The 23,309-nt window shown below is 47.5% G+C and carries 26 protein-coding genes and 3 pseudogenes; all 29 read right to left on the reverse strand.

Annotation, left to right across the window (positions count from 1 at the left end; genetic code table 11):
- Positions 1-415: plasmid recombination protein (locus BN6465_RS07945; RefSeq protein WP_199882805.1), on the reverse strand; the 415-nt coding region annotated here is incomplete at its 3' end.
- Positions 416-561: 146 nt separating this feature from the next.
- Complete coding sequence (locus tag BN6465_RS07950) at positions 562-1,620, reverse strand: AAA family ATPase (protein WP_066733272.1); 1,059 nt, start codon at positions 1,618-1,620, stop codon at positions 562-564.
- A complete protein-coding gene (locus BN6465_RS20960) occupies positions 1,617-1,790 on the reverse strand; it encodes a hypothetical protein (RefSeq protein WP_199882806.1) in 174 nt (57 codons plus the stop codon). The genes BN6465_RS07950 and BN6465_RS20960 overlap by 4 nt, the downstream gene beginning before the upstream one ends.
- A 258-nt stretch (positions 1,791-2,048) precedes the next feature.
- A complete protein-coding gene (locus tag BN6465_RS21195) occupies positions 2,049-4,109 on the reverse strand; it encodes a sortase B protein-sorting domain-containing protein (RefSeq protein ID WP_066733273.1) in 2,061 nt (686 codons plus the stop codon).
- 120 nt (positions 4,110-4,229) lie between these two features.
- Positions 4,230-4,409 carry a hypothetical protein gene (locus BN6465_RS07960; RefSeq protein WP_066733274.1) on the reverse strand — a complete coding sequence of 60 codons (180 nt, stop codon included), beginning with the start codon at positions 4,407-4,409 and terminating at the stop codon, positions 4,230-4,232.
- 232 nt (positions 4,410-4,641) lie between these two features.
- The gene (locus tag BN6465_RS07965; protein ID WP_066733276.1) at positions 4,642-4,932 is read right to left on the reverse strand and encodes a hypothetical protein; all 291 of its coding nucleotides are present in this window, start codon (positions 4,930-4,932) and stop codon (positions 4,642-4,644) included.
- Between the two features lie 10 nt (positions 4,933-4,942).
- Complete coding sequence (locus tag BN6465_RS07970) at positions 4,943-5,317, reverse strand: TnpV protein (protein ID WP_066733279.1); 375 nt, start codon at positions 5,315-5,317, stop codon at positions 4,943-4,945.
- An 18-nt stretch (positions 5,318-5,335) separates the two neighbouring features.
- The gene (locus BN6465_RS07975) at positions 5,336-7,420 is read right to left on the reverse strand and encodes a DUF4368 domain-containing protein (protein WP_242868064.1); all 2,085 of its coding nucleotides are present in this window, start codon (positions 7,418-7,420) and stop codon (positions 5,336-5,338) included.
- 74 nt (positions 7,421-7,494) lie between these two features.
- Positions 7,495-8,001: pseudogene (locus BN6465_RS07980) on the reverse strand (type IV secretory system conjugative DNA transfer family protein); the annotation flags it as partial.
- Positions 7,988-8,191: a hypothetical protein gene (locus BN6465_RS07985; RefSeq protein ID WP_066733283.1), complete on the reverse strand. Its 204-nt coding sequence runs from the start codon at positions 8,189-8,191 to the stop codon at positions 7,988-7,990. The gene BN6465_RS07985 and the pseudogene BN6465_RS07980, both read right to left, overlap by 14 nt.
- 9 nt (positions 8,192-8,200) lie before the next feature.
- Positions 8,201-9,085 carry a hypothetical protein gene (locus tag BN6465_RS07990; RefSeq protein WP_003525218.1) on the reverse strand — a complete coding sequence of 295 codons (885 nt, stop codon included), beginning with the start codon at positions 9,083-9,085 and terminating at the stop codon, positions 8,201-8,203.
- A gap of 5 nt (positions 9,086-9,090) precedes the next feature.
- A complete protein-coding gene (locus tag BN6465_RS07995; RefSeq protein ID WP_066733286.1) occupies positions 9,091-9,885 on the reverse strand; it encodes a PcfB family protein in 795 nt (264 codons plus the stop codon).
- A complete protein-coding gene (locus BN6465_RS08000) occupies positions 9,869-11,239 on the reverse strand; it encodes a relaxase/mobilization nuclease domain-containing protein (protein WP_066733288.1) in 1,371 nt (456 codons plus the stop codon). The genes BN6465_RS07995 and BN6465_RS08000 overlap by 17 nt, the downstream gene beginning before the upstream one ends.
- Positions 11,230-11,571 carry a plasmid mobilization protein gene (locus tag BN6465_RS08005; protein ID WP_015573066.1) on the reverse strand — a complete coding sequence of 114 codons (342 nt, stop codon included), beginning with the start codon at positions 11,569-11,571 and terminating at the stop codon, positions 11,230-11,232. The genes BN6465_RS08000 and BN6465_RS08005 overlap by 10 nt, the downstream gene beginning before the upstream one ends.
- Positions 11,552-11,695 (reverse strand): DUF3789 domain-containing protein, encoded by a 144-nt coding sequence (locus BN6465_RS20160; RefSeq protein ID WP_074017777.1) that lies wholly within the window; start codon positions 11,693-11,695, stop codon positions 11,552-11,554. Before BN6465_RS20160 ends, BN6465_RS08005 begins: the two co-directional genes overlap by 20 nt.
- Before the next feature lie 133 nt (positions 11,696-11,828).
- Positions 11,829-12,746 (reverse strand): DUF3846 domain-containing protein, encoded by a 918-nt coding sequence (locus BN6465_RS08010; RefSeq protein ID WP_066733290.1) that lies wholly within the window; start codon positions 12,744-12,746, stop codon positions 11,829-11,831.
- Positions 12,743-13,696 (reverse strand): DUF3991 and TOPRIM domain-containing protein, encoded by a 954-nt coding sequence (locus BN6465_RS08015; protein WP_066733295.1) that lies wholly within the window; start codon positions 13,694-13,696, stop codon positions 12,743-12,745. The genes BN6465_RS08010 and BN6465_RS08015 overlap by 4 nt, the downstream gene beginning before the upstream one ends.
- 16 nt (positions 13,697-13,712) lie before the next feature.
- A complete protein-coding gene (locus tag BN6465_RS08020; RefSeq protein ID WP_066733297.1) occupies positions 13,713-14,105 on the reverse strand; it encodes a hypothetical protein in 393 nt (130 codons plus the stop codon).
- A complete protein-coding gene (locus tag BN6465_RS08025) occupies positions 14,095-15,033 on the reverse strand; it encodes a hypothetical protein (RefSeq protein WP_066733299.1) in 939 nt (312 codons plus the stop codon). Before BN6465_RS08025 ends, BN6465_RS08020 begins: the two co-directional genes overlap by 11 nt.
- Position 15,034: 1 nt before the next feature.
- Entirely contained in the window at positions 15,035-16,891 is a 1,857-nt protein-coding gene (locus BN6465_RS08030) for a recombinase family protein (protein WP_001820670.1), read from the reverse strand.
- 54 nt (positions 16,892-16,945) lie between these two features.
- Positions 16,946-17,137, reverse strand: a complete 192-nt coding sequence (locus tag BN6465_RS08035) for a hypothetical protein (RefSeq protein WP_001820669.1) — start codon at positions 17,135-17,137, stop codon at positions 16,946-16,948.
- Between the two features lie 71 nt (positions 17,138-17,208).
- Positions 17,209-17,439 carry a YdbC family protein gene (locus BN6465_RS08040; protein WP_001206986.1) on the reverse strand — a complete coding sequence of 77 codons (231 nt, stop codon included), beginning with the start codon at positions 17,437-17,439 and terminating at the stop codon, positions 17,209-17,211.
- Positions 17,440-17,484: 45 nt separating this feature from the next.
- A complete protein-coding gene (locus BN6465_RS08045; RefSeq protein ID WP_000743700.1) occupies positions 17,485-18,339 on the reverse strand; it encodes a ParB/RepB/Spo0J family partition protein in 855 nt (284 codons plus the stop codon).
- A gap of 8 nt (positions 18,340-18,347) precedes the next feature.
- Complete coding sequence (mobV, locus tag BN6465_RS08050; RefSeq protein ID WP_001820668.1) at positions 18,348-19,313, reverse strand: MobV family relaxase; 966 nt, start codon at positions 19,311-19,313, stop codon at positions 18,348-18,350.
- A 517-nt stretch (positions 19,314-19,830) separates the two neighbouring features.
- Positions 19,831-20,863 (reverse strand): annotated as a pseudogene (locus BN6465_RS08055) (AAA family ATPase).
- A 154-nt stretch (positions 20,864-21,017) separates the two neighbouring features.
- Positions 21,018-21,492: pseudogene (locus BN6465_RS20735) on the reverse strand (RNA polymerase sigma factor).
- A gap of 83 nt (positions 21,493-21,575) precedes the next feature.
- A complete protein-coding gene (locus tag BN6465_RS08065) occupies positions 21,576-22,001 on the reverse strand; it encodes an RNA polymerase sigma factor (protein ID WP_000323895.1) in 426 nt (141 codons plus the stop codon).
- Positions 22,002-22,095: 94 nt separating this feature from the next.
- Positions 22,096-22,605, reverse strand: coding sequence for a sigma-70 family RNA polymerase sigma factor (locus BN6465_RS08070; protein ID WP_105116765.1), 510 nt, complete (start codon positions 22,603-22,605; stop codon positions 22,096-22,098).
- Positions 22,606-23,095: 490 nt separating this feature from the next.
- A complete protein-coding gene (locus BN6465_RS20180; RefSeq protein ID WP_002779755.1) occupies positions 23,096-23,269 on the reverse strand; it encodes a cysteine-rich KTR domain-containing protein in 174 nt (57 codons plus the stop codon).
- Between the last annotated feature and the right edge of the window lie 40 nt (positions 23,270-23,309).

Below are 23,309 nucleotides of genomic sequence, written 5' to 3' on the forward strand. Positions count from 1 at the left end.
CGGACACCGCCTTGTTGATTTCATCGGCGTGCATAACCGCCGACACGATGTTCTCCTCGCCGTAAATCTCACAGCCGAAGCGGTAGGATTCCTCGTAGAACTGCTTGGCGTATTCGTAGCCGCCGTGTTCCTCAAAGTACCTTGTGTTCACATCAATGACCAACTCATTAAAAATGGTTGCACCGGCTTTCTGTCCTCTTGTGGAGATTTTGCCCTCGTCAATGAGCCGCTGGAAATACTCGTTGTAGGTAAAACCGCCCGTGTCCTTGAAGTGAACATTGCGGGCAATTTGCTCGGTGTCCACATTGAGATTTGCGTAGCTTTTATTCTTGCGCTCGTTGTGTCGCTCGGTTTTCTGCGCTCCCTCTGCGGAGATTTTCTCCACTCGGATAACGCTCCAGTTTCCTTCCGCCATTCTCATCACCTCCAGTCAGCGGAAAGGGAGGGGGTGCGGGTTACGCAACTTTTTCAAAGTGCGTAACCCACTATGACACTTTCAGCTTCGCTGCAAAGATGTCGTGGGCAAGGGCTTTCCTCCCTTGACCTCCCTCAAAACCTCAATCAAACAGGCAGGTCGTCCTCGTCCGTGACTTCCTGCCCATTCTCAATCGGTTTTTCAACCTCCGGCAAAGTCCAGTACCAAAGAAAGCCGTCCTTCACGGAGCAAACTCCGGCTTTCTTTTTGGACTTCTTGTAGGTTGATTTCTTGAAGCCTGCGGCTTCAAGCTTTGCTTCGCAATCGGAAGCCAGCCGCCTACCGCCCGCCAGCAGGGAACGGATAAAATCCGTTGCCGCTTCCTCACGGGCATTCGGTCTGCCCATCCTCGGCGCAGAAGCAGAGAAAGCGTCCTCCGCACTCAGCTCCAGCTCATCAAGAAAGTTCACGCCCTTGTCGGCTACCTCAAAGAGAATAGCCGAGCCCATCGGTGCAAGATTGCTCTTGACCTGCACCAGATAACGCTCGGCGGGGTTCTGTTTGTTTGCTGTGCGTGTGACGGCAAGAATGCTTCTCGCTGCACCGGCAATGTCGATAGAGCCATTGGTGCGATAGAGGGGACTTGTGTCCTTTGCCTTGTTCATATGGGCGATGATAACGATGGCGCAGCCGGTGTCCTTGGCAACGGCAATCAGGTGGTTGAACTCAGCTCTTGTTTCGTTGGCGTTGTTCATCGAGCAGGTGTCACCGATATACGAACTCATCGGGTCGAGAATCAGCAGCTTGGCGTTGTACTTCTCCACGGCTTCACGGATACGGTCATCTCCGAAGGTCAGGCTCTTTTCGTCCTCCTTGATGAAGATGAGCCTGTCCCCATCACCGCCCGCCGAATTAAATCTCGGCACAACGGTATCGTCTGCATCGTCCTCGGTGGTCTGATAGATAACGGTCATCGGCTCGCCGCTCTCGTCCTCATCGGCAAAGGGTAGCGGCGCTCCCTTGGAAAGCAAAGCGGCAAGAGAAAGCATCAGCTTACTCTTGCCGTCGCCGGGGTCGCCTTGCAGCAGTGTGACCTTGCCGAAGGGGATATAGGGATACCACAGCCAGCGCACCTCCTTGGGTGTAATCTCGCTTGCCTTGATGATTTCCAGCTTTGCGGGAATGTTGTTCGGATAGTCTGTCATTGTCTTGTTCTCCTTTTCGATAGATAGTGCGGGCATTGGATAACGGTGGCACGGAAGCTCTGCTTGCAGCTCCTTTCGCATTTCCTGCAAAGCTCGTTATATTTCTTCCTGCCACGCTCATCAAGAAAGAACGCCCATTCTTCCTTGAGGTATTTCGGCATACGGGGCATAGCGGGCACCTCCTTTTCGCTGCCGAATTGCCGATTTGCTCCCGAAACGCAGAAACGCCCAAAACCGTTTCCCGCTGTATGGTTTCGGGGCGATTTTGGGCGTTTTCTTTCGATATGAGCGGCTTTGTTTTAGCGGCGGTATCCTTACCGTCCGCCATTCAAAAGCCGCTGTTTGTCGCTTCCGGGTAACAAAAAAGCGCCGTATTGCTACGACGCTTTTGTCTTGCTCGGAAGATGGAGCAAGGGAACGCTATTCAATTATCTGTTGTACTTTTTCTTCCTGCTTACAACCGTTGTACCAATGGCTGCGCTACCGCTGACAAGCAGCAGGGCAATCCACAGAACCATATTGCTTGTGTCTCCCGTCTGCGGGGATTTGATGGTATCGTCAGGTTTGGTAGGCTCAGTCGGCTCCGAAGGAACAACAGGTTTCTTGGCACTATAGCTGTTAGTGAAGCCGATTTCTTCAATCGGGTTGTTGTAGTCAAGTTCAGCGTTCTCATCATACTTGAGGAAAGACCAGCCCGCAACATTTGTGTAGGTATCGGCAAACATCGGTATTGCATAGAACTTTGTCTCGTCGTAAGTCCAGCCTTCTGCATTTCCCTTGACCTGACGGATAACGAAGCCCTCTGAGAGATTGCCTGCCTGATTTTCTTTGATCGTGAAGATAAATTTACCCTCGTAGGTCTTTTCGCCTTCGGTCTCAACGGTATCCTGAACCAGCACATATTCGGTGGTGGCACCGAATCTCTCGATGGCAAACTTGAAGGTCTCCTTACCAGGATCCATTTCCCCGGTCTTCTTCACAGTGAGCTTGAAAGGAACCTCAATTTTGATGTAGTCGGCATCTTTGTATTGCAGGGCGGCAATGGCATCTTCAATTGCCTTTGCCATTGCATCAACTTCGCTCTGCTCAGTGATATTCTTGTCACGGACAACAGCATTGACGGCAGCTTCCACGGCAGTGAAGTCCTTGTACTCGTCCTTGTTCAGGGCATTTGCCTTGTCAATGGCTGCGTCGACCTTAGTGTAGTCGGCAGGTAGATAAGTCATTGCAATGGTCTGCGTATGCGTTGCCGCATCGGCGGTGATCGTTATATTGTCGGTGTATGCTTTGCAGTTATCGGCTGTTACCTCAACAGGGTAAGTTCCTGCTTCCAAACTGACAGAGCCGGTAACCTCCTGACCATTCACTTTAACAACAACATTGGTCAGACCGTCCGGCGTTACAACGAAAGAAACCGGATAGACAGCCTTTGTGATAAAATGGACATTCTTATAAAGTGCAAAATATTGGGTTCCGCTGGAAAGCAGGTCAATTTCTGTTCCTTCCGAGTCTACGGCTTTTGCATAGTTCAGGTGATAGCCATCGGCAATCACAGGCACACTTTCATCGAAAATTGCAGGGATATTATTCTCATTCGTATTCTTTGCATCAATCTCTGCTTCTTCTACGGTAAAAGTACCGTTACCGCCCATCGGGAATTTACTGTCAGTGGTTACTTTGGCGCCGCCTTTGATCAGAATATTGCCTTTTGTCCATATTGCGCCGTCCGCAGTAGAGGTGCATTTTACCTCGCCGCCGTTAACCGTCAGATTGCCCTCGGTAAACAAAGCGGGATAATAGCTTGTTGCTTCCACCTTGGAGTTGATAATCTCAATTTTGCCCGCGCCGTTTTCATCGCCCATATACGCTGCGTTAAAGCGATCCTCGCTTGCGATCAAAACAACCTCACTGTTGTTTTTGATTTCCAGTTCCTTGGCGCTTGCAGCAGTGTAATAGGAAGAAACCGCAACCTTTGCGCCGTCAATGGAAAGTATTCCTTTATTATAAGAAGTAATTCCGCAGCCCTGGGCAGAAGTTATATCAAGCTTTGCACCTTCGGATATGCTGATGTTGCCATTAAGCGTATAGAGTGCATCCCATTTTACATTGATTGTAAGCTTACCGTCACCGATAATATTGTAATTATCACTGCTACCGTCTGCAAAAATTCCGCCGCCGTTATCTAAAGTAATGCTGTTTGTGCCGGAAAGTTTGATCGTTAAATCGGTGTCTCCGACTACTCTGATACCGTACTTAGGACTTTCATCACTTTTGCCGCCGTTTGTAATTGCGGCATTGTTAAGCGTAAGGGTCTTTGTATTCGGGTCATAGCTTGCGGTTCCTTCTCCACAAGCGATAGAGAGCTTTTCGCTTGTGAACTGTTCGCCGTTTACATACAGATCGTAGTTTTCCGCAGCAAAGGCTACGGTCGGTAGCAATCCAGCTACCATTACAATGCTGAGTAGGATTGCAAATAGTTTTTTCTTCATAACAGTTCCTCCATTTTTTAATTGTCCGCTATTTACTTCCTCCAGCAGCGGACATGCCGGAGAAGATAGAAGGTTTAACCGGAAAAGATAGATTTGCCGGTCGTGGTTAGGACTTCAATATCAAACCACCGTCCTTTCGGCAAACGCAAAAAGCCGAAGCCAAGGCATAATGCACCCTGTCTCCGGCAATCGGTTCGTTATAAAATGTATGAAATAAGACTTGACACGCTGAAAAAACGGTGCTATGCTCCTGCCGAGCCGAGGCGAGCCGACAATAATTGTCGCATTTCCGTTTGCCATAGTCAAGTCCTCCTTCCATAATTTCTAAGGCAAAAGGATATGAATTCCCCTACCCCATAGATATACAAAAGTATTTTAGCAGATTTTCCCCAAAATCTCAAGTGGTTTTCAGAATATTACTCTTCTCTATTTTCTCAAAGCGTTGGCTTCTTCCATTACTCACGGAACTTTATGACTTCTTGAATACTACCCGAAAAGGAAAAGTCGCCGTCTGTGACAGCGACTTTTCTCTTTAGCGGGTAAACCGTATCAGCAGTTCATTTATAGCATCCACTGCGCCGTGTCTTTTCGCCTGTATCTCTCGATTTCGCCACTCCATAAGGCACTGACAAATTACTCTGATTTCTACCGGCTCAAAGGGGATTTTCTTCTTTCGCCCCGGCTTCATTGCTTCAGCAATGTCACACAGGCGAAGGGCGAGTGAGTCAATTTGACCGTTGGTTTCTGCGTCATAGCTCCTGTGCTGCTGTATTAAGCCGTTTATCAGCACCCGCACCTCATAATCGTCCAGCTTGACCTTCATAGCCGTCCTCCTAACAGTAAATCAAATCGTTTGAAACAACCTCCATAGCGGTGTTGCGGATGCTGTTCATCCTCTGTACCCACAGCATTTGGTTTTCCGCTTTAAGCACTTCCGTTACGCCCTCCTTTTCGGAAAGCTGCTTTACCAGCCGAGAAAACAATGCTTCCGCCTGCTCGTTGATGTCTGCAAGGTAATCGTTCAGCTTGCCAGTGGTAAGCAGCTCGGCATACAGACCGGCCTTGTGTTTGCGGATATACCGCAGGTGTCGCTGTCCCCAAATGCCGATGGGTCTGCCCTCCGGCTCGTCCTCTCCGGCGATCAGGTAGTAATCCCCGACAAGCTCATAACACAAGCCTGTTCTTTCGTCTGTGATGAATTTTTCCATTATGTTGTCCTCCTTGAATTATATTGCTTCTCCGGCTTTCTGCTCGGATTGCTTACGATGATAATAGGCAAGTTGTTTCTGCCTGCGGTTGATGGTTTTGCATTCCTCGGAGCACAGCACCTCCTGACCGTTGGACGGCCAAAAGGGCTTGCCGCATATCTTGCAGACCTTTTGACGGAAGGTGTGCTCTCCCTTTTCGGCAAAGCGTTTCTTCTCTTTTTCTGCCTGCTGATGGGCTTTTGTGCAGTCAGTATTGCAAAACCTCTGCCTTGTGCTGCTTGGATAAAACTCTTTGCCGCATTGTTCGCACACACGCTTCGGATACTTATGACCGTCATTCGCTGCCCAGCGTTCCGCCTTTGCTTTGGCTTGATGGGCAACATTGCTCTCACGCTGCCGGTTCTTCTTGCGCTTGGCTTTTTCCGCCGCTTCTTGCTCGGCTTTTTGTCTTGCTTCGGCAATTTCCTTTTCGGAAAGTGGGAGGTCAAACTGCCCGATGAAGTTATAGTAAATATCCACCTGCTGCTGTCGGTTCGGCTTCTTGCCCACGGCTTCGTGAACAACGATTTTATCAATCAGTTCACACGCCATCTCTTTCGTCAGCTCTGTGGGCTGCTTATACTTCTTGATGAGCCTGATAAACCGTCCGATATGGGCAGAGGACGCTTTGGTTTGCTCCAGCTTCTCCTGAATTTCCGATACTTGGCTCTCAAGGCTGTCCTGCTCAGCAGAGTATTTCTTCATCAGGGACTTGTACTGCTTTTCGGGCAGCAGACCTGAAATGAAATTCTCATAAAGGCTTCCAATCAGGCGGTCAAGCTCGTTCAGTCTGCGATTGATCGTCTGAAGTTCATCCTTCTGCTTTTGCGGTTTGCCGTTCGCCTGTGCTTCCCATTTGCTTTTCAGTTCTTCCGCAAAGCCACGCTCATCTGCGATAATGTGGCTTGAAAGGCGTTGGATAGAGCGCAGTACCAGCTGATAGAGGACTTTGTCGCTGATATGATGGATGGTGCAGTTCACGGTTCTGTTTCCGTAGCTGCTGCATCGGAACGAGTGATAGGGTTCTCCGCTTTTGTAGTAGTTCGTCTGATAGGACATCTTACTGCCGCAATCAGCGCAATACACAAGACCGGGCAGTAAGCATTCCTCTTGGTGCGTCCCTTCCTTTATACGGCGTGTGGCGTGTTTCAATCTTCTGTGCGCCTGCTCCCAAAGTTCGCCGTCAACGATAGGCTCGTGGGTGTCCTCAAACAAAAGGCGTTCCTCATCGGTGGCAAAACGGCGTTCATCGGTCTTAAAGTTCGTTCCGATGGTCTTTCTCAGCACAGTATGACCGAGATATTCCTGTCGGCTTAAAATCTCTCTTACCGTGTTTGCGTTCCAGTTTGTGCAGCCGTACTCTGCTTTTCGGTTGCATTGCTCAGGGTGATATTGGAGGGTGTACGCCGATGGGATAAGCACCTTTTCCTCCGTTAGCTGTCTTGCGATTGCCGGAGGTGTCAAGCCCTCTGCCGCAAGCTCAAAGATGTGTTTTACCACCTGAGAAGCAACAGGATCGACCACTAAGGTCTGCTTATCTTCGGGCAGTCGATTGTAGCCGTAGGGAATGCTGCCGGAGCAGCGTTTTCCATCGCTCATACGGGACAGGAAGATGGACTTTATCTTGTTGCTGGTGTCCTTGGCATACCACTCGTTCATTATGTTGAGGAACGGGGTAAAGTCGTTATCCTGTGGTTTGTCGCTGTCCACGCTGTTATTGATTGCGATAAAGCGTATCTGCTTCTTGGGGAACAGAATCTCGGTATAAAAGCCAACTTCAAGATAGTTTCTGCCGAAACGGCTCATATCCTTGACGATAATCGTGCCGATTTTTCCGGCTTCGGCTTCTGCAAGCATTGCCTGAAATCCGGGACGGTTAAAGTTACGCCCTGTATAGCCGTCATCGGTAAAATGCTTGATGTTCGTCATACCGCTTTTGCGGGCAAAATCTTCGAGAAATCTCTTTTGATTCAGTATTGAGTTCGATTCGCCCTGCTGCTCATCATCCTTGGACAGCCTCTCATAGAGGGCTGTAACTCTATCAAAATCCCTGATTTTAGGCACTTTCTGACCTCCTTTCCGTCTTTTATTCGTAGCCATATTCAATGGACTGCTTGCAATATATATCCTAAAACTTCTTTTCCGTTTGGGTCAAGAATGACAAACGATGTGTTGCACTGCATAAGATTCGGCTTACAGTAAAACCTTGTCTTACCGGCTCCCGAACCGCCGCACACAAGGGTGTTTAAGTTTCTTCGGTGCTTCTTCGCATTGAGTCCGATACAGACATTTTGTGTCATCAGCTTATTTGCAGAAGCCGGAGACTGTCTGTATTTCTTATTTACGGTTCTTGCGTTGCCCCATTTTGCAGAGCCGTGTTCTTCACGCCTTCGGTAATTCTTCTGTGTCGAGAAGTAAATCCCGATACCCATTGCATAGCAGAGAAGCAAAACGAGGACAGTTTTTAGGCTGTCCTCGCATAGCTCAATATGAAATGGGTTGTTGAACGCTGTTAATAGGCTTGGCAGTATTTCCGGCAATCCTCCTTTTACAGAAGGTGCAATCAGAAGTGCCAGCCATACGACCGGGATAATACCGATGACGGAAAGAATAATAGCAGACTGCCTTTCGTTATCTCGATTCACAGGAGCGTTCCTTTTCGACAACTCTGAACTTTTTCTTTGGGGCAGTTCCGACCTTGATGATAAGGTCGTCCACCGCATCGGTAGATTTACCCTCGTTCATCAAATCTGTTTTCTCGTCGTTGAGAGAACGGATAATAATGCCGTGTTCATAATCGTCCAATGCGATATGATACATTTCTTCCTTCGCCATAGTCTCACCTTATCTTTCGTAGTCTTTGCTTCGTTCCTGCTTCTTTTTATAAAGCTCATCGGAAACACGGGAGTGAATATCCGCCATTGCATTTCTTGTTTTGGAAAGCTCATAGCGAATGTCCTTCGGCTCTTTGCCGGCGAGCTTCTCAGGAATACGGTTGATAGCAAAATTCTGTGTATCGACGCCGTACTTCTTGCAAAGCATATAGCCGATACATACCGCCTGAAAGCCCATATCCGCTCTACTGTAACTGTCGCTGTTGATGGAGAGCTGTGCGTGGCCAAGCTCCTGTGCTACGCACTGAGCGACCGCTACGCTGTCTCCCACATCACGCTTTACATACAAGGTCTGTTCCTCGTTGTTGTAAAACGCCGCCATATTGGGATACGGAAGTTCATTTGTTGCTTCCACTTCAACAGGGGAAGAATCCAGCATAACGGTAATGAGTGCTTTCGGGTCACGGTTGACAGTCGGTGCAGGCGGTCTCTTGCCGTTGGTCTGCGAAACATCAAAGACCTTTTTCACATTGTAGGAAATGCCGGTTGTACCGTCTCTCTTTGCATACTCGACAGGTTCAAGAATGGAAATGCTTTTCGCACCTTTCTGAATTTTCACATTATCCTTGCTCCAGTCATCAAAGTTTTTGAGCTGGCTTGCTTCGGGAAGCTGCTTAAAAATCAGAAGTGCGTTGACCGCAGAGTATCGGTCAAGACGGCTCTGCGTATCAAGGAAGGCTTTGAACTTTTCCGGGTCGGAAACGATCGCCTTTGCGGTGTCGTCCGCCATCTGATATACGGCTTCTTTTTCCGCTTTCATCTTCTCGGCATATTCCTCTTTGGAAAGTCGTTTGCTCTGCTGTCCTGCCTTAGCAGGGGTAAAATTGTTTGTCATTGTGATTACCTCTCTTTCACATTTTTGTTTTTGGGTTTCGGCTGCTGGTGTACGGTCTGTGCCGGGGCGTTCTTGACCTCCGGCTTGGATACCTCCGGCTCTTTGCGTTCTGCTTCTTTCTGCTGCTTGGACTGTGCCTTATATCGGTCGAGCTTTGCTTTTACCGACGGCTTTCTCTGTCTGTCGCTTACAGTACCCTTATCAGTTTGCATATCTACCGGCTCGGAGTCGTGCCTTGACGGAGGGTTTTTGTCCGTTTTGGCGACTGTGGGGTTTGACTGGGAATACCCCTCTTTCTGAATAGGTTTTCTGACGGCTTCCTCAGTGATGATTTCGTTTTTGGTTTTCGTCGGCTTGTCTTTTTCCAAAGCTTCACGCTTTTCGACAGCCTTCTGAGACTCGGTGACAATCGCAGCCTTATCAACTTTACCGAGTTCAAATCTCTCAACGATTCTCTGAATTTTGGAAGCGTCCTCTGCACGGGCAATAATATCAATCGGTACATTATCGCCCTTTGTGTTTTTATCCCTGAGTACGCAGTATAGAACGCCGTAGCGTTTTGCCTGCTCGGTAAACTTCTTCAAGTCCTTGTTGGGGATAGAAAACACCTTCAGCTCCTTGCCCGACTTAATCATATTGGTAAGTCGAGCCTTGCCTTTTGTTTTCTGTTCCTGTTTGAGAACAGAGACTAATAGAACGGCAATATTCTTTGCTGCCGCTCCGCTTAATTTTGCGGCTACTTCAAAGCCCTCAAGCGATAGCCTGACGACCTGTTCTGCCGCATCACCTCCGTTTGTCATTACGGTTCTGCTCCTTTCTTTCTTGTTTTTCTTCGTAAACTCTAACCTTTTCAAGGTTGGCTTCAATGACCTTTGACCTTTCGGCTATGTCATCACAAAGACCGACCTCTTTGCGGAGAGTCCACAGCTTGCTCGTGATTGCCGCAACCTGCTCTTTGACATTTGATAGCTCATCGTCACTCAAATTTCTTCTTAGCTGTTTTCGCAGGTGCGTTCTATCGTCAGTCAAGGCTTTGATTTGCGACAACACGGACTCTTTATATGAGAAAAGCTGCTCGTCGGTAGAAATGTTCTCCCGTCCAAGCAGCCTTGTCTCCTGAGTGATTTTGTCGAGCTTCAGCAAATCTTCTTTCAAAAGATAGTGAAGTCTTGCGGTATTCTGTTTTTTGTACTTCGGCAGATAGCCGAGCTTATAGCAGTAATGCAGATACAGCCCATAAAGTCCGCCGACCTTTTTGACTTTGTGTTCTCTTGTGGGCAATCGGTACTGTGTGACTCTTACCGTTTCCTTTGCAAAAGGAACGATGAGAACCTTTTGATTTTCCGTCAGCCTACGCTTGATTGCTTCCTCGGTATAATTCTCTCCGAGGGATTTAAGTCGTATCGGCTTCTTGTATCCTTTCGGAACAATCGTCCAATACTTTCGGCTGTCGCTGAGACAATGTTCATAACCCATCTGCGTGAGAATATAATCAAAGGTCTTTAAGTTGGTGCTGTGTGCAATCGCTTCATCAATGGCGTCACGGGTCATTGAATATCGGCTCGGCATACCTGCTTGCTCCTGCTTATAGTAATAAGAGGATTGCTTACTGCGGTTTGGGTTTGGATTGTAATACAGTCCGTACTTTTCACAGAGACGGTCGGCAACCAAACGGAACTTGAACCACGCTTTTTCATCGCCCCATAACCGCTTGCCGTCCACAAAGGAAACGGAGTTGATTACATAGTGGCAGTGCAGGTGCTTCGTGTTCAGATGAGTAGTAACCACCACCTGAAATCTTTTGCCCCACACCTCGTTTGCAAATTCCATTCCGATTTTCTGTGCCAGCTCCGGGGAAATGTCCTGTTCCTTAAAGCTCAGGTATCCGTGATAGGCTTGTATGCCGTCGTCTTTGCCGTATGCTTTTTTCACAGATACAAACTGGTCTCTTGCGGTCGCAGGGTTGCAGTTGATACCCTCAACGAAAAATTCACGCTCGGTTTTTTCTTCGTCCTTTGCGTAGCTGAGAACATCACGGAGAGCCTGATACTGTTCCTCGGTGTAAATATCTGCCGCAGTCTTTTCGGGATTGGCGGCATAGTCGATTACCTGACCGAGCCTTGATGTGACAGACCACAATTTACTTACTGCCATTTCATATCGCTCTTATCGGGTCTTAAAAAAGTACGCTCCACATCAGCCTGAAACTTGTGCCAACGCTCGGCTTCCTTTTTGAGCTGCGGTGCGTCCACAAATCCGAGGGTGTTTGCTTTCGCCGCAAGCTGATTGATGTTGTTGCCGATTGCGGAAAGCTCACGCATAACATCGTAAAATCTTTCGTCGGGCTTTTCTCTCGGCTCATAGCCTTTGAGAAGCAAACGGATAAGACCGCCTTCGGAAAGACACGCCCGTTTTGCTTTTTTCTGCAAATCCTGAGCTTCTGCCTTGTTCATCAGAATGTGCTTTTCAATGTTTCTCTTGCTCATTTTTATCGCTGTCCTTTCTGTAAATATAGTGCCTGTCCCGATTTATCTGAAACAGGCACATTGTTGTTACTCCAAAAAAGCCGCCAATGATTAACCCGGCGGCAACCAATACTATCTCCCGCATTTCTTATGCTCCTTTCTTGCTTGGGGTATTAGGGGCAACCCCTAACGAGTGTACCGTTTTGGACATTCCTGTCCATAAATGGTCTGCTCGCTAAGATTATGCAGACACTCAGGGTTGCCCCATAGATTGACTCTTATCTCTCCATATCCTTTGAGACAGGCTTATACGGCTTTGCTTCAATACCGTCCAAGGACTTATAAAATCTCTCCGGGTATTTGAACTTTTCCTCGTACTTACGAGCCAGTTCTTTCGGCATACTGAGGAACTTTTCCGACTCAATCGGTGCGTATGCAATGAAGAACTTGCCGGCAATAATGTCGAGCATTTCACGGTTGCTGTCGTCTTTCACATAACATTTTTCAATCTTCCAACCATCCTTGCCGCCGTGTTCATCAGCCATATATGCTTCCAGTCGCACACATTTATCCGAGCCGTCAAGGGAAGAAGCATAGATAGAATATCCGCCCATACCCTCAATGAAAGCCTTATTGTTACTGCTGACAACATAGGTTCTTTGTTCCTCTGTGTAAGGCTTGTCAAAGCTGTCATCCGTAAAAACAATATATCCGGTCGTGTGGTTTCTTTCTTTTTCTGCCTGCCGGAAATGAGCTTTCAACTGCGGATAACTCATCTCAACATTCTCAGGCTCGGAATAAACTGCCCTGTTCAACGGCAAGCCGTTCATCTTTCCTTCCTCGTTGCAGATGATGGCAACTTCGTCCTCAAAGGGCATATATTCTTCAATATCTCCCTCCACAAGAGACTGCATTGCTTCAAGCGTATCCTCGATTTCAATGAGCTTCGGATACCTGCCCGGCTCAACAAGAATGACGGAAATCTTCTCAGGTGCTTCTACCTTTTCAAAGGTATCCTCGTTAATATTCAAGGCGAGGGAGCTTCCGTTTTCCCAACTCATATGAATCTGTCCGGCGTCGTCAACGAACTTGACCGTTCCTTTTAACCCATAGGGCATTTGACTTTCGCCAGCCATTTCAGTGAGTACAATCTGCGTTCCCTCCGGGTACATTTCTCTGATTTCTTTTAGTTTCATCGTGCAAAACTCCTTTCGGTTTTATCTTTTATTCCCAAGCGTTTACAAAGAAAGTCGTTGACATCTTTCCCGTATTGGGGAGGGTCGTCAACGACTTCATACTTATCTGAAAGAATCGTCTGCAACGCTTTGGTCGCTTTTCTTCCGGCAATATCATTGTCCAAATGAAGAACAATTCGCCTGATTGTTTTATCCTTTTCAAGCAGCCTGCCAAGTGTAACAGGCACTTTCGAGTCCTCGATTTTCTGCTTTGGGGAATACACTCCCGCAAGAGAAACAAGGTTAAGCTGTCGCCAGTCTTTGCCCTCCAGCTTCATCAAAGTTGCATAGGAAAGCAGGTCAATGGCACACTCAAAGAGATGAACCTCTCCGGTGTTCTCGGCAGTCAGGCGGAAAGAATATTGCTTTTTACTGCCGGTGCAGTCGCCCATAATCCTTGATTGATTTGTTGCTCTGTAAGCGGCGTATTTAGGTTCTTTGTTCTCGTCATAGCCGATAAAAACAGCATTGTGATATGGGAGCGACTCAATGATTAGCTCCTGTTCCAAACAGTGGTTGATGATTTCATAATCAATCCCACGCCCGAAAAGGTAATCAAATACCACATCGGCAGTAGGGCTTTTTTCGGGCAGAAGCAAAGGCTGGTTCTCATAGCTTTTGATGTTTTCACAAGTCGGAAAGCTGACTGAACCGTTTCCCATAATGGTCTGAACCGCCTCCACAAAATCCATTTCACGGACTTTGATAAGGTAATCGAGGGCAGATTTGCCCCCGATACCTCTCGACCACCACATCCATTTGCCGTTGGAAATCTTCAAGCTGTCGTGGGTTCTTGTGGTGTAGGTGTTGCTTGAAAATTTAACAAGCTCGCCCGGTTCATACTCTCTGAGATAGGTTAATAAGTCCATTCGTTTGGCTTCGGTTATGACCTCCGGTGCAATATACGGCATAATTATCACCGCCGTTCTACATCAGCAAATCGGCAACTGCTTTCTGAATCGGTTCGTTGATACTGAGCTTTGCAATGATAATGAGTATCTTATCAACAGGGCAGCCGATGTCATTCCAAACAGTCCAAGCACCTTCCGCAAGGTCGTCGTTTTCATACAAAGCAATGATTTCTTCCGGCGAAAACACCGTTTCAATGCTCTGTCGAACCAACTCACCGTAGAAAGAAAGCTTTGCACTTCTAAGGGCAAATTCTGCTTCCTTTGCGGGTGGTTTGCTTCTTTTCAATTCGAGATATGCTTTATCAAGTCTCCTGACCACAACCATCATCATTGCGTCAAAAGGGTTGATGATTGATTTTCTGCAAGGGCAGTTTTCTCTTTCCTTATCGGGTGTCATTTTATCGTTCATAGGTTTTCTCCTTTCGTGTGTTCGGCACTTCGCCCTCATCGGGTTCGCCGCCGACAATTTCGTTTTCTCGCTTATCCATATTGAGCAAGATATTCAGCTCGTCCAGTCGGGCAAGCTTTGTTTTGAGTTCTTCCTCTTGGATAAATGGTTTTTGGACTTCTTTCTTTGCGGTTTCCAACTGATTTTTGGTGTTCTCAAGGTCATTTTCCGCAAGCGATAAGCTCTCGGCAAATCTCTCAATTCCGTTATCAAGACGGATAATATTGCCGTGTGCGTCATCGCCGAGAGGAACATTTCTGCTTGTCGCACCTTTCAGTCGAACCTCATAATTTCGCTCTGCGGTATTAAAAAGCAGCTCCGTTTCAAACCCTCGGTACTTGCCAAGAAGAATAGGGTCGGGGCTGTTCATCTGCTTGCAGGCTTCGATGATTGCTTTACCGGCGTCGGCTTTTTCGGAATAAAAAACACCCTTAACCTCCATACCGACAAAGCGGTCGTCCGTTGGTTTCGGGTGCTGTTTCGCAGTTTCTACATCTTGCTTCAAGCCTTCAATGCGGTTTTCCAAAGCTGTAATTCTCTGCGGATAATATTTGATTATCTTATCTTCCAAAGCGTATCTTTCAGAGAGAAAGTTAGATTTTAAGAGCTTCAGCTTTTGAACTTGAATGTCCAAATCCATCTTCTCCTTAATATACGGATTGCCGGTGGCAAGCATTTTAATCTCTGCATAGGACAGGGCGGTTTCATCAATATCCTCGGCAGAACGCACCGGGGATTTGCTCGTCATAATCTGACTGGCGAACTTTTGCTTTCCCTCTACAAGCTGATAGAGGTATGCGTCAAAGGTCTGCTCTGTTACATAGCGGTAAATATCTACATCGGGGTTTGAGTTACCCTGACGGATAATTCGACCGGAACGTTGCTCCAAGTCAGTCGGTCATTTTTTGCGGACAGTTCATACATGCTATCCTTTTCTGTTCTCTGCTCCTGCGTTTGCTCTCGTTTGATTTCTCCCTCCGTATCTTCTTGGCACAAGCAGGACAATACCTTGATGCACCAGAGCCCGGGACATATTCAACGCCGCACACCGTACAATTTTTAGCGGGCATTGCTGCCCACCGTTTTGTAGGTATGATATGTAATTCATCGACAAAGCCGATGAATTTATAGTAAATCTTGATTTCCTGCTTCACTGTTCCGTCTGCCATCTTCTCACGCTCCGAAACAAGTATCTTGTCTATGAGTGCGTTTATAACTGTTGCATCCAGTTCTTTTAAGCCTTGATAATTTCGGATAAGGGCGAGGAAGTCACGGATTCCCCGTGATTTCTCGTAGCTTTCATTAAGAGTTTCCGTCACCTCTTTCAGCCTTGCTTCAATTTCAAGCTGCTCTTTCTGGTATTTCCCCGACATCATCTCAAAATTCCGCTCGGTAATACGCTCCATGACCTTATCCTCGTAGAGAGAGGAAAACAGCCTGTCCAGTTCCGCAAGGCGTTTGTTCAGCTTCTTACGTTCTTTCTCTAATGCTTTCGCCCTGCTCTGGTCTGTTTCCGTGAGCCGCTTTTCTATGGCCCTGACCGCCTTTTCATCATTCACTGCCATATCCGCAAAACAGTTGATGTCGGCAAGAACGGCATTGAATAAATCCCTTGCTTCTATATTGTGGGCACTACACTCGCTTCTTCCGTTTCTTGCATAATTATTACATGAATACTGTACACAGTCGATAATCTCTGGGCGTTTCCTCCTGTGTACGTTCATTGCCCGCAGAGCACATCCGCAGTCCACACACTTGATAACGCCTGCAAAAATATTTACAAATCCTCCCTTGTTCTGTGGAAGCCTACGACTTGTAATAAGCTGTTGGACAATATCAAATTCCTCCTGCGTGACTATTCCCTCATGGGTATTGGGTATCACTTCCCATTCTTCGGGCAGCTTAGAGGGGCGTTTCTTGCTTTTCATATTGGCGGCAATCCGTTTGTAGCCTACAAGATTTCCCGCATATATCGGGCTTCTTAAAATGCTCCTCACGCTGTTCCCACTCCAAATATAGCGTTTGTCCTCGTTCCCCTCAAAATGACGTTCAAAGCCTGTTTCGCCACGCTCCGCCGCATAAGCGGCAGGGCGTAGGATATGCTGTTTATTAAGATGTCTGCAAATTTTGGCAACTCCATTCCCTTTTAATGCAAGGTCGAATATCTCTTTTACAACATGTGCCACTTTATCATCTATCAGCAGATGGTTGTGGTCGGCAGGGTCTTTGATATAGCCATAAGGGGCGGTAGTTCCCATGAATTTCCCCTGTTGAAACCTCGCCCGATATGCCGATTTTATCTTAACAGATATGTCAGCGGCATACATTTCGTTTAAAATGTTGCGGAAAGGCGTGATGTCCATAGCAGATTTATTCAAGGTATCTACGCCGTCATTGACCGCTATATACCTCACGTTATGCTCTGGGAAGAAAACTTCCAGATATAACCCACAATCAAGATAGTTTCTCCCCAGACGGGATAAATCTTTCGTAATCACGCAGTTTATCAGACCGCTTTCAATGTCTTTTATCATATTCTGGAAACTTGGTCTTTGGAAATTTGTACCAGAATAACCATCGTCCACATACGTTTTTGCTATGTGCCATCCCTGCTTTTTCACATAATCCGTGAGGATGGATTTCTGTGTCGCAATGCTCGCACTCTCGTTATCCGTACCATCGTCTTTAGATAAGCGGCAATAAATGCCGACTAAATAGATTTTCTTTTCTTCTTTGATTCCTGCCATACTGTAAAACCTCCGTATCTGTCCTATCTGTTTTCATGTCCCATTGCGTACATTCTAAGCGGACAGCCCCTCATTGTCGAAGGTGTCGCCCTCGGCAATCTTCTTCCGAATATCCTCGGAGATAATCGGGACAAACGCTTCTGTAACGGTCTGTGTGCCGACATATTCACGGCTGATTATCATCTGCACTGGTGCTTTTGGCACGATACGCTTTCTCTTTTTATCTGCTTTCTTATCCTCGCCCATACTTAAATCTTCCTTTCCAGACAGGGCAGGGAAGAGTTTGGAAATGTCCCCGCCCTGCCAATCAGATACCATTAATCCTCGCTGTTTAATTCTTTCTGTAATGCTTTAAGGAGTGCCGCCGCTTCATCAGCGTTCAGCGTGATTCCCTTGCCGCACTTTTCACGGTTCGGGGAAAAGCTGCGGATGTCATACTTCGGCTCTTTCCCATTCCATGAAATGAGATTGATTTCCTTTGTGTAGCCACTGTCGCCCGTAGACAATACTGCGATTTCCTTTACGATTTCATACTGGATTTCTCTCATTCTCCATACCTCAACTCTCTGTATTTACTTCCCGAAAAAAGAAGATTAGCGGCTGTCACGGTTGCGTTTCCTCTGCAACTCACGCTCCAAAAGTTTGATGATGGTTTCCTCCATCTGCTTCGGCGTTGTGTTCTTCGGAAAGTATTTTTTCAGCTTGCTTGTGTTGATTTTCAAGGTTTCTTTCTGGTTGCCCTTTTCCTCCGTCATAATCGCAAATATCGTATCCATGTCAAGCCGCCCGCTCTGGCTTAACTGTTTCATCCGCTGTGCCTGTGAGAGTGAGGGCGTTGCTTCTTCGCTCTCCATCGTGGCAAAGAGGTTTTCCTGCTCGTCTTTCTTCAAGAAGGACAGTTCCACCGCAGGCGTGAGGGCGATTTTCCCCTCGTCCACCATCTGCAAAATCGGCGGTATCAGTTCCGTCAGGCGGATAAAACGCTGCACGGTCATCCTGCCCACGCCGAAGCCCTGTGCCACCTTGTCGTCCGTCCGCAACTTCGTCACAACTTGTGACGAGGTTAAGTCTGTGCGGAAACCCTGCCGCTTCATGGCTTCGGATTTCATCTTGTAAGCAAACGCCCGCTCCGATGGCAGGATATTCTCACGCTGCAAATTGCTGTCTACAAGGGTGATGATGGCTCGGTCACGGTCTAAGGGCAGGACAAACGCAGGCACGGTATTTATCCCTGCAAGTTCAGAAGCACGGACACGCCGCTGTCCTGCAATCACTTCATAACCGTCCCCGTCCTCTTTCGGGCGTGTGATTATCGGCGTGACAATGCCAAATTCCTTGATGCTTTCCGCTAACTCTGACAGTGTTTCATCTTCTGCCACATGAAACGGATTGTCGGGGAACGGGTACAAGTCTTTGGTCTTTAACACCTTAAAATCCTGTTTCTTCATTCACATATCTACCTTTCTTTCGCTCTGCTTCTATGATTTTTCTGCAATTCTTCCAACACTTCGGGCGGTATTTTTGACAGCAGCCGCCCCATCTGCTCGTTGGTTCTCTGCAATTCAAATATCTTCTGATTCGCTTTCTGCACCTTTAGTTCCTGCTCGTACTTTTCATCACGCATACGCCCCGCATAGTCTGATTCCTGCCCAATTCTCTCTTTCAAACTGTCGATATACGCCTGCTGTTTCCCGATTTCCTTAGAGAATTTCTCCACGTCTGGCAGCCATGCAGAGAGTAAATCTAACGCTTTATCCCTTTTCTTCCCTGCGTTAAAGGCGTTGATGTCGGATAGGGCAGACACGATTTCTTCATACTGTTTATCAAGCCTGCCGCCTAATTTATAGAGCCATGTGGGGACGTGTTTCCGCTTGGTTTCCATTGAGGACTGCCCCCGTTCAAGCTGATTCCACCGTGAGGACATCCGCTCATGGTAGGCGGTCTGCCACTCGGATAATGATTTCTGGTTGCCTAAGATAGCTTTCGCTGACAGCTTATTGTCTGGCGTAATCGGCACAAAGCAGAGGTGCATATGGGGCGTTCTCTCGTCCATATGGACGACAGCGGAGAGGATATTCTGCTTTCCAACACGCTCCGAAATGAAGTCAAGAGCCGTCTGGAAATACGCTTTTTGTTCTTCGGGCGGTAACTGGTTCATAAATTCTGGTGAAGCTGTGATGAGCGTTTCCACCATCATCACGCTGTCTTTCCTTGTCCTGCACCCCGCTTCGGCTACCATGCGGTTAATCTCTTTCTTGTAGGTGTACTTTGGTGGTGCTATGAGATGGTAATTGTTTTTAGAGCGTTCCATATCTATATCTGGGTTGCTTTTGTAGGCTTCTTTCTTCCGCTCGTTGTGGCGTTCACAAGCCGCAACGCCGCCCGCTTTTCGTTTCTGGAAACGCAGGATTGCATAAGGCATAGGCGGATTCCTCCTTTCTTTCGGCGGGTGACCGTCCTTTGGGGTGACAGCGGTGACGGTGGTGACAGCAGTTTTGGGATACCCCCTGCCGACTGCCGCAACTGTCACCCTCACCCCCTGCATGACGGTCATGTCGATGATGACGGTGTTTTTGGGATACCCCCCTCGCAAGAGCCGTCACCGTCATGCCGCCATTCTTTTATCCGAAGCCGTAAGGCGTAGGATAGCAGGGCACAGCCCTGCCTTAAGGGAGTCCAGAGGGAACGTCTGGCACACGACTTTGCAGGGCAAAGTGTAGTGTGTTACACCCTGTAAACGCAGTCGGAAAAATCGGAATGATTTTTCTGACCGCAGGGGTGGTTTTACACGACCGAAAAGGGCGAGTAAATCTCACGCCTGCATTTTGCGTTTACGGGGTGTTCTCCCGTAGGGATGACAGCGGCAGGGTATCCTAAAATCACTGTCACCACCGTCACTGCTGTCACCCGCAGGGCAGAGCCGCCAGCTTTACATGGCTTTAAGCGTCAATGACAGTAACAGGGGGGTATCCTAATATCGCTGTCACCACCATCACCGCTGTCACCCGCCCTCCTTGCAAGGGCAATCCGCCTGCCGTCTTTCCTGCGGCTGTACTGGTAGCAGATACGGTTCTCGCTTAAAAATGTGGTGCGGTATTCATTCAGCCATTTCGTAATCACCGTGGGTATGGTTTCCGTTTCCCCCATAGCGGCTAACAGTTCCGTTGCCGTGCCTATCCATTCTTCCTTATCCCTCATAAAATCCACCAACCGAAAAAGGACATCTGGTATCGTTTCTTTCGCAAGCTGCTCCTGCGTTTTCCGCTCCACAAGCTCCCAACGGCAATCACGGAAACGCAGCGTGTATTCCTGATAAGGCGTGTCCCTGCCCGTCACATACAGCTTGGCGGTGTCAGACGCACGTTTCTCCTTTTCCAGAACAAAGGTAGCGTCCGCACTCCCCGTTAATCCTGTCGTCCCAGACACCTTGTTGAACACGTCGCTGTCATTCTGCTTTCGGATGTGGTGTACGACAATGACCGCCAGAGAGTGCCTGTCGGCAAAGTCTTTGATGAGGGAGATGTCCCCATAGTCGCTTGCATAGGCATTGTCTTTTGAAGCTGTACGGACTTTCTGCAAGGTATCAATGACAATGAGCCTGCTGTCTGGGTAATCTTTCAGATAATCTTCAAGCTGCACGATAAGACCGTCTGACAGCTTGCAGCTTGCCACGGCAAAGTGGAGCCGCCCGCTTGCTTCGTCCGTCAAACGAAATAACCTGTCCTGTATGCGGCAGAACGTGTCCTCAAGGCAGAGGTAAAGCACATCGCCCTCCATTGTCGGCATATCCCATAAAGGGATTCCCTGCGACACGCATAAGCATAGCTTCAGCATGAGCCAGCTTTTGCCTATCTTCTGTGAGCCGCAGAACAGCGATAAGCCTGTCGGGATAAGGCTGTCCACCACAAAGGATGGTTTCTCAAGCGGTTCATAAAGGAGCGTTTCGGCGTTGACTGTCTGTAACTTCTGCATGGCTTTCCTCCTTTCGGGCGGTGTCTTTGTTTTCGTTGCACATAGGCGTTGACCTCCTTAAAAATAGATTTACTCCCACGGAAAAAAGTGAGAGTATGTAATGCCGCCAATCCCACACAAATAAAAAACAGATTTCTTTTTCGGGCGGTGTCGGTCACGGTTGGAGATATTTCTTCAATTTCCGCCTTTACTTTCTCCTTTGCAATCGCAACAGATTTCTGTATTGCCGAAGCGGTGCAATGCTCCATAGCGGCGATTTGGTAAAAATTGAACTCATACTCGTAGTAGAGCAGGAAACGCCGCCTTTGTATCTCTGGAAGGCTCCCAACCGCCTTATAGAGCGTTTCATTCCGTTCTTCCTCAACCATGCGTTCATCAAGGCTCTTAGGCACACGCAACGCCCGTCTGTAAAGGGTTTCGTCCCATACCTCGTTAAACTCCCTGTGCCGCTCGTCCCATTAGAAAAGATTCCTGTTCCTGCGCTCCATCTGCCGAAACTCCATAAAGAACTGTTCCGACACTTCCAACTCGTGGGATTTGCCCTGCCCGTCCTTAAAGCTGATAAAATACCTTGTGCCGCTTTCCGTGGATTCCTCCCGAAGCGTGTATGCCTTAACCCTGTATGCCATCCTGTTGTCCTCCTGCAAAAAATGAGTGAGGGGATTTCCATCCCTCACCCAGTAGCCCGCAGGATGGCAGGCTGTTTTAGAAGCTATAAAATTTTCCGCAGCTTCTTCCGCAGATGGTCTAACCTCGCATAGATGGCACCAGTCGTCAAATGCACAAGCGGGGCAATCTCCTTTGTGGAATACCCCTGCATTTTCAGCAGGACGATTTTCAAGGTACGCCCGTCCACCGTGACTAATACTTGATAGAGATTTTCGCTCTCAATCTCTTCCAGTAACTCCGCAACCGTACCCACTTCCGCCTGCCGCTCCCTGCCTGCCATGTCCTCAAGATATTCCGCAACGTCATTCGTCCATCGGTAAAACCGCCTGTTGGAATTGAAGTCTGCCCTGTCCGCCATGCGTATCTGCTCAATGGTCGCTTCATCAACGCCGCACTCACGCAGCAGCTTTTCCTCCGCTTCTTTCCAGATACGCCATTTCCTGTCCTCCCGTCCGTGGTTGTATGCCATTCTTACTTCCTCCAATCAGAATTGATTGAGAGGGCAGAGAAAAGCCCCCTCATCTTCCCAAAGGAAAAAACAAGGGGGCTGAACGCCTTAAATTTTAATTTTCTATTATCTTTCTTAGTTTTATTAGGATTCTGGCTTTGCGTTTGTTTACAACGCTCTGGGTTATGCCCAACCTCGCCCCGACTTCACGCTCGGAAAGTCCGTCAAAAAAGATTGCCTGTATCAGCTCCTGTTCACTATCCGACAGCAAAGGCAGGGCGGCTTTCAGCCTGTCCACCATGACCGCATTGACAACGGTTTCTGCAATGTCCACCGCTTCATCAGTGATAAAGTCCAGAGGATTCCCCTCGCTGTCCGTAAATCCGTCGAGAGATAGCAGTCTATTCTTTGTATCTAATTTTTGCAGATAACGCCACCGTTCCTTGTCACGGTAGAAGTCTGTGTATTGCTCCCTCACGACTTCAAGCAGACAGCCTTGAATGGGGATAAACAGCTTGTCCATATAGGTCTGGTCGGATTCCCTGCAACGGCAGAACTCCGTGTAGGATAATTCCACATAGCCGCCACTTTCTCTGATATATACCTTTCTTGGTGCATATTTCACCATAAATACCTCCCATCTGAATTTTTGAAATGTAAAAAATCCAGATGGAGAGGCGGAGAACGACACCGCATATCAGAAACAGCCCTACGGCACTTTCCAACAAAAATCGACAAAAGAAAAACCGCAAAGGCTCTGTGACCTTTACGGTTATAGGAAATAGTAATTCTATTGTATGGAGATTGTACTTCTACTTTCAAGGTGAGAAGTACCGTTGCACTGGCAGAAATTTTTTTAACTGGTTTCCTGCCGTTCTCTGATATGCTATGTATTGATAAATTTTGCTTCGTATGAGCAGATAGATAACTGCCCGAAAAAAGGACATAAAAAAATCCCTCCAAATTTAAAAACAAATTCAGAGGGTAATTTAGGGTATAACAAAATAACCCACCCGAATATCGTTTTTTTTATTTGGTGAGTTTGTTCTTTCAAATACGAAACAAAAAGAGCCGATGATTCGTGAATTGTTCCACAATTTCATCGGCTCTGCGTCTTAAGCGTCTGGCTCTTTGATGACAGTTATCTTCAAGTTGTCAACTTTAATCAATCTTTCTTGTCTGCATTTTGGACAATAAAGGGGATAATTCTCCAAAACAGTGTCCTTCCTAATTTTATTACGGGTTTTGCTCCCACAAACAGGACACAATATCCATTCGCATTTCATCATAATTAGTCTCTAATCCTTTCAAATCTCATTTTATATGACT

This window comes from Bariatricus massiliensis, from assembly GCF_900086725.1.
In the GTDB taxonomy this organism is placed as follows: domain Bacteria; phylum Bacillota; class Clostridia; order Lachnospirales; family Lachnospiraceae; genus Allocoprococcus; species Allocoprococcus massiliensis.

What these genes read in the sequence shown, in the direction of transcription:
- BN6465_RS08030 (WP_001820670.1), bottom strand. Translation starts at nt 16,891, where the DNA reads ATGGCAGGAATCAAAGAAGAAAAGAAAATCTATTTAGTCGGCATTTAT.
- BN6465_RS20960 (WP_199882806.1), bottom strand. Translation starts at nt 1,790, where the DNA reads ATGCCCCGTATGCCGAAATACCTCAAGGAAGAATGGGCGTTCTTTCTT.
- BN6465_RS07990 (WP_003525218.1), bottom strand. Translation starts at nt 9,085, where the DNA reads ATGACAAACAATTTTACCCCTGCTAAGGCAGGACAGCAGAGCAAACGA.
- BN6465_RS07950 (WP_066733272.1), bottom strand. Translation starts at nt 1,620, where the DNA reads ATGACAGACTATCCGAACAACATTCCCGCAAAGCTGGAAATCATCAAG.
- mobV (WP_001820668.1), bottom strand. Translation starts at nt 19,313, where the DNA reads ATGCCTTATGCAATCCTGCGTTTCCAGAAACGAAAAGCGGGCGGCGTT.
- BN6465_RS08040 (WP_001206986.1), bottom strand. Translation starts at nt 17,439, where the DNA reads ATGAGAGAAATCCAGTATGAAATCGTAAAGGAAATCGCAGTATTGTCT.
- BN6465_RS08020 (WP_066733297.1), bottom strand. Translation starts at nt 14,105, where the DNA reads ATGAACGATAAAATGACACCCGATAAGGAAAGAGAAAACTGCCCTTGC.
- BN6465_RS07995 (WP_066733286.1), bottom strand. Translation starts at nt 9,885, where the DNA reads ATGACAAACGGAGGTGATGCGGCAGAACAGGTCGTCAGGCTATCGCTT.
- BN6465_RS07960 (WP_066733274.1), bottom strand. Translation starts at nt 4,409, where the DNA reads ATGGCAAACGGAAATGCGACAATTATTGTCGGCTCGCCTCGGCTCGGC.
- BN6465_RS08005 (WP_015573066.1), bottom strand. Translation starts at nt 11,571, where the DNA reads ATGAGCAAGAGAAACATTGAAAAGCACATTCTGATGAACAAGGCAGAA.
- BN6465_RS07970 (WP_066733279.1), bottom strand. Translation starts at nt 5,317, where the DNA reads ATGGAAAAATTCATCACAGACGAAAGAACAGGCTTGTGTTATGAGCTT.
- BN6465_RS08035 (WP_001820669.1), bottom strand. Translation starts at nt 17,137, where the DNA reads ATGGGCGAGGATAAGAAAGCAGATAAAAAGAGAAAGCGTATCGTGCCA.
- BN6465_RS07985 (WP_066733283.1), bottom strand. Translation starts at nt 8,191, where the DNA reads ATGGCGAAGGAAGAAATGTATCATATCGCATTGGACGATTATGAACAC.
- BN6465_RS08015 (WP_066733295.1), bottom strand. Translation starts at nt 13,696, where the DNA reads ATGCCGTATATTGCACCGGAGGTCATAACCGAAGCCAAACGAATGGAC.
- BN6465_RS07965 (WP_066733276.1), bottom strand. Translation starts at nt 4,932, where the DNA reads ATGAAGGTCAAGCTGGACGATTATGAGGTGCGGGTGCTGATAAACGGC.
- BN6465_RS20160 (WP_074017777.1), bottom strand. Translation starts at nt 11,695, where the DNA reads ATGCGGGAGATAGTATTGGTTGCCGCCGGGTTAATCATTGGCGGCTTT.
- BN6465_RS21195 (WP_066733273.1), bottom strand. Translation starts at nt 4,109, where the DNA reads ATGAAGAAAAAACTATTTGCAATCCTACTCAGCATTGTAATGGTAGCT.
- BN6465_RS08000 (WP_066733288.1), bottom strand. Translation starts at nt 11,239, where the DNA reads ATGGCAGTAAGTAAATTGTGGTCTGTCACATCAAGGCTCGGTCAGGTA.
- BN6465_RS08045 (WP_000743700.1), bottom strand. Translation starts at nt 18,339, where the DNA reads ATGAAGAAACAGGATTTTAAGGTGTTAAAGACCAAAGACTTGTACCCG.
- BN6465_RS08010 (WP_066733290.1), bottom strand. Translation starts at nt 12,746, where the DNA reads ATGAAACTAAAAGAAATCAGAGAAATGTACCCGGAGGGAACGCAGATT.
- BN6465_RS20180 (WP_002779755.1), bottom strand. Translation starts at nt 23,269, where the DNA reads ATGATGAAATGCGAATGGATATTGTGTCCTGTTTGTGGGAGCAAAACC.
- BN6465_RS08065 (WP_000323895.1), bottom strand. Translation starts at nt 22,001, where the DNA reads ATGGCATACAACCACGGACGGGAGGACAGGAAATGGCGTATCTGGAAA.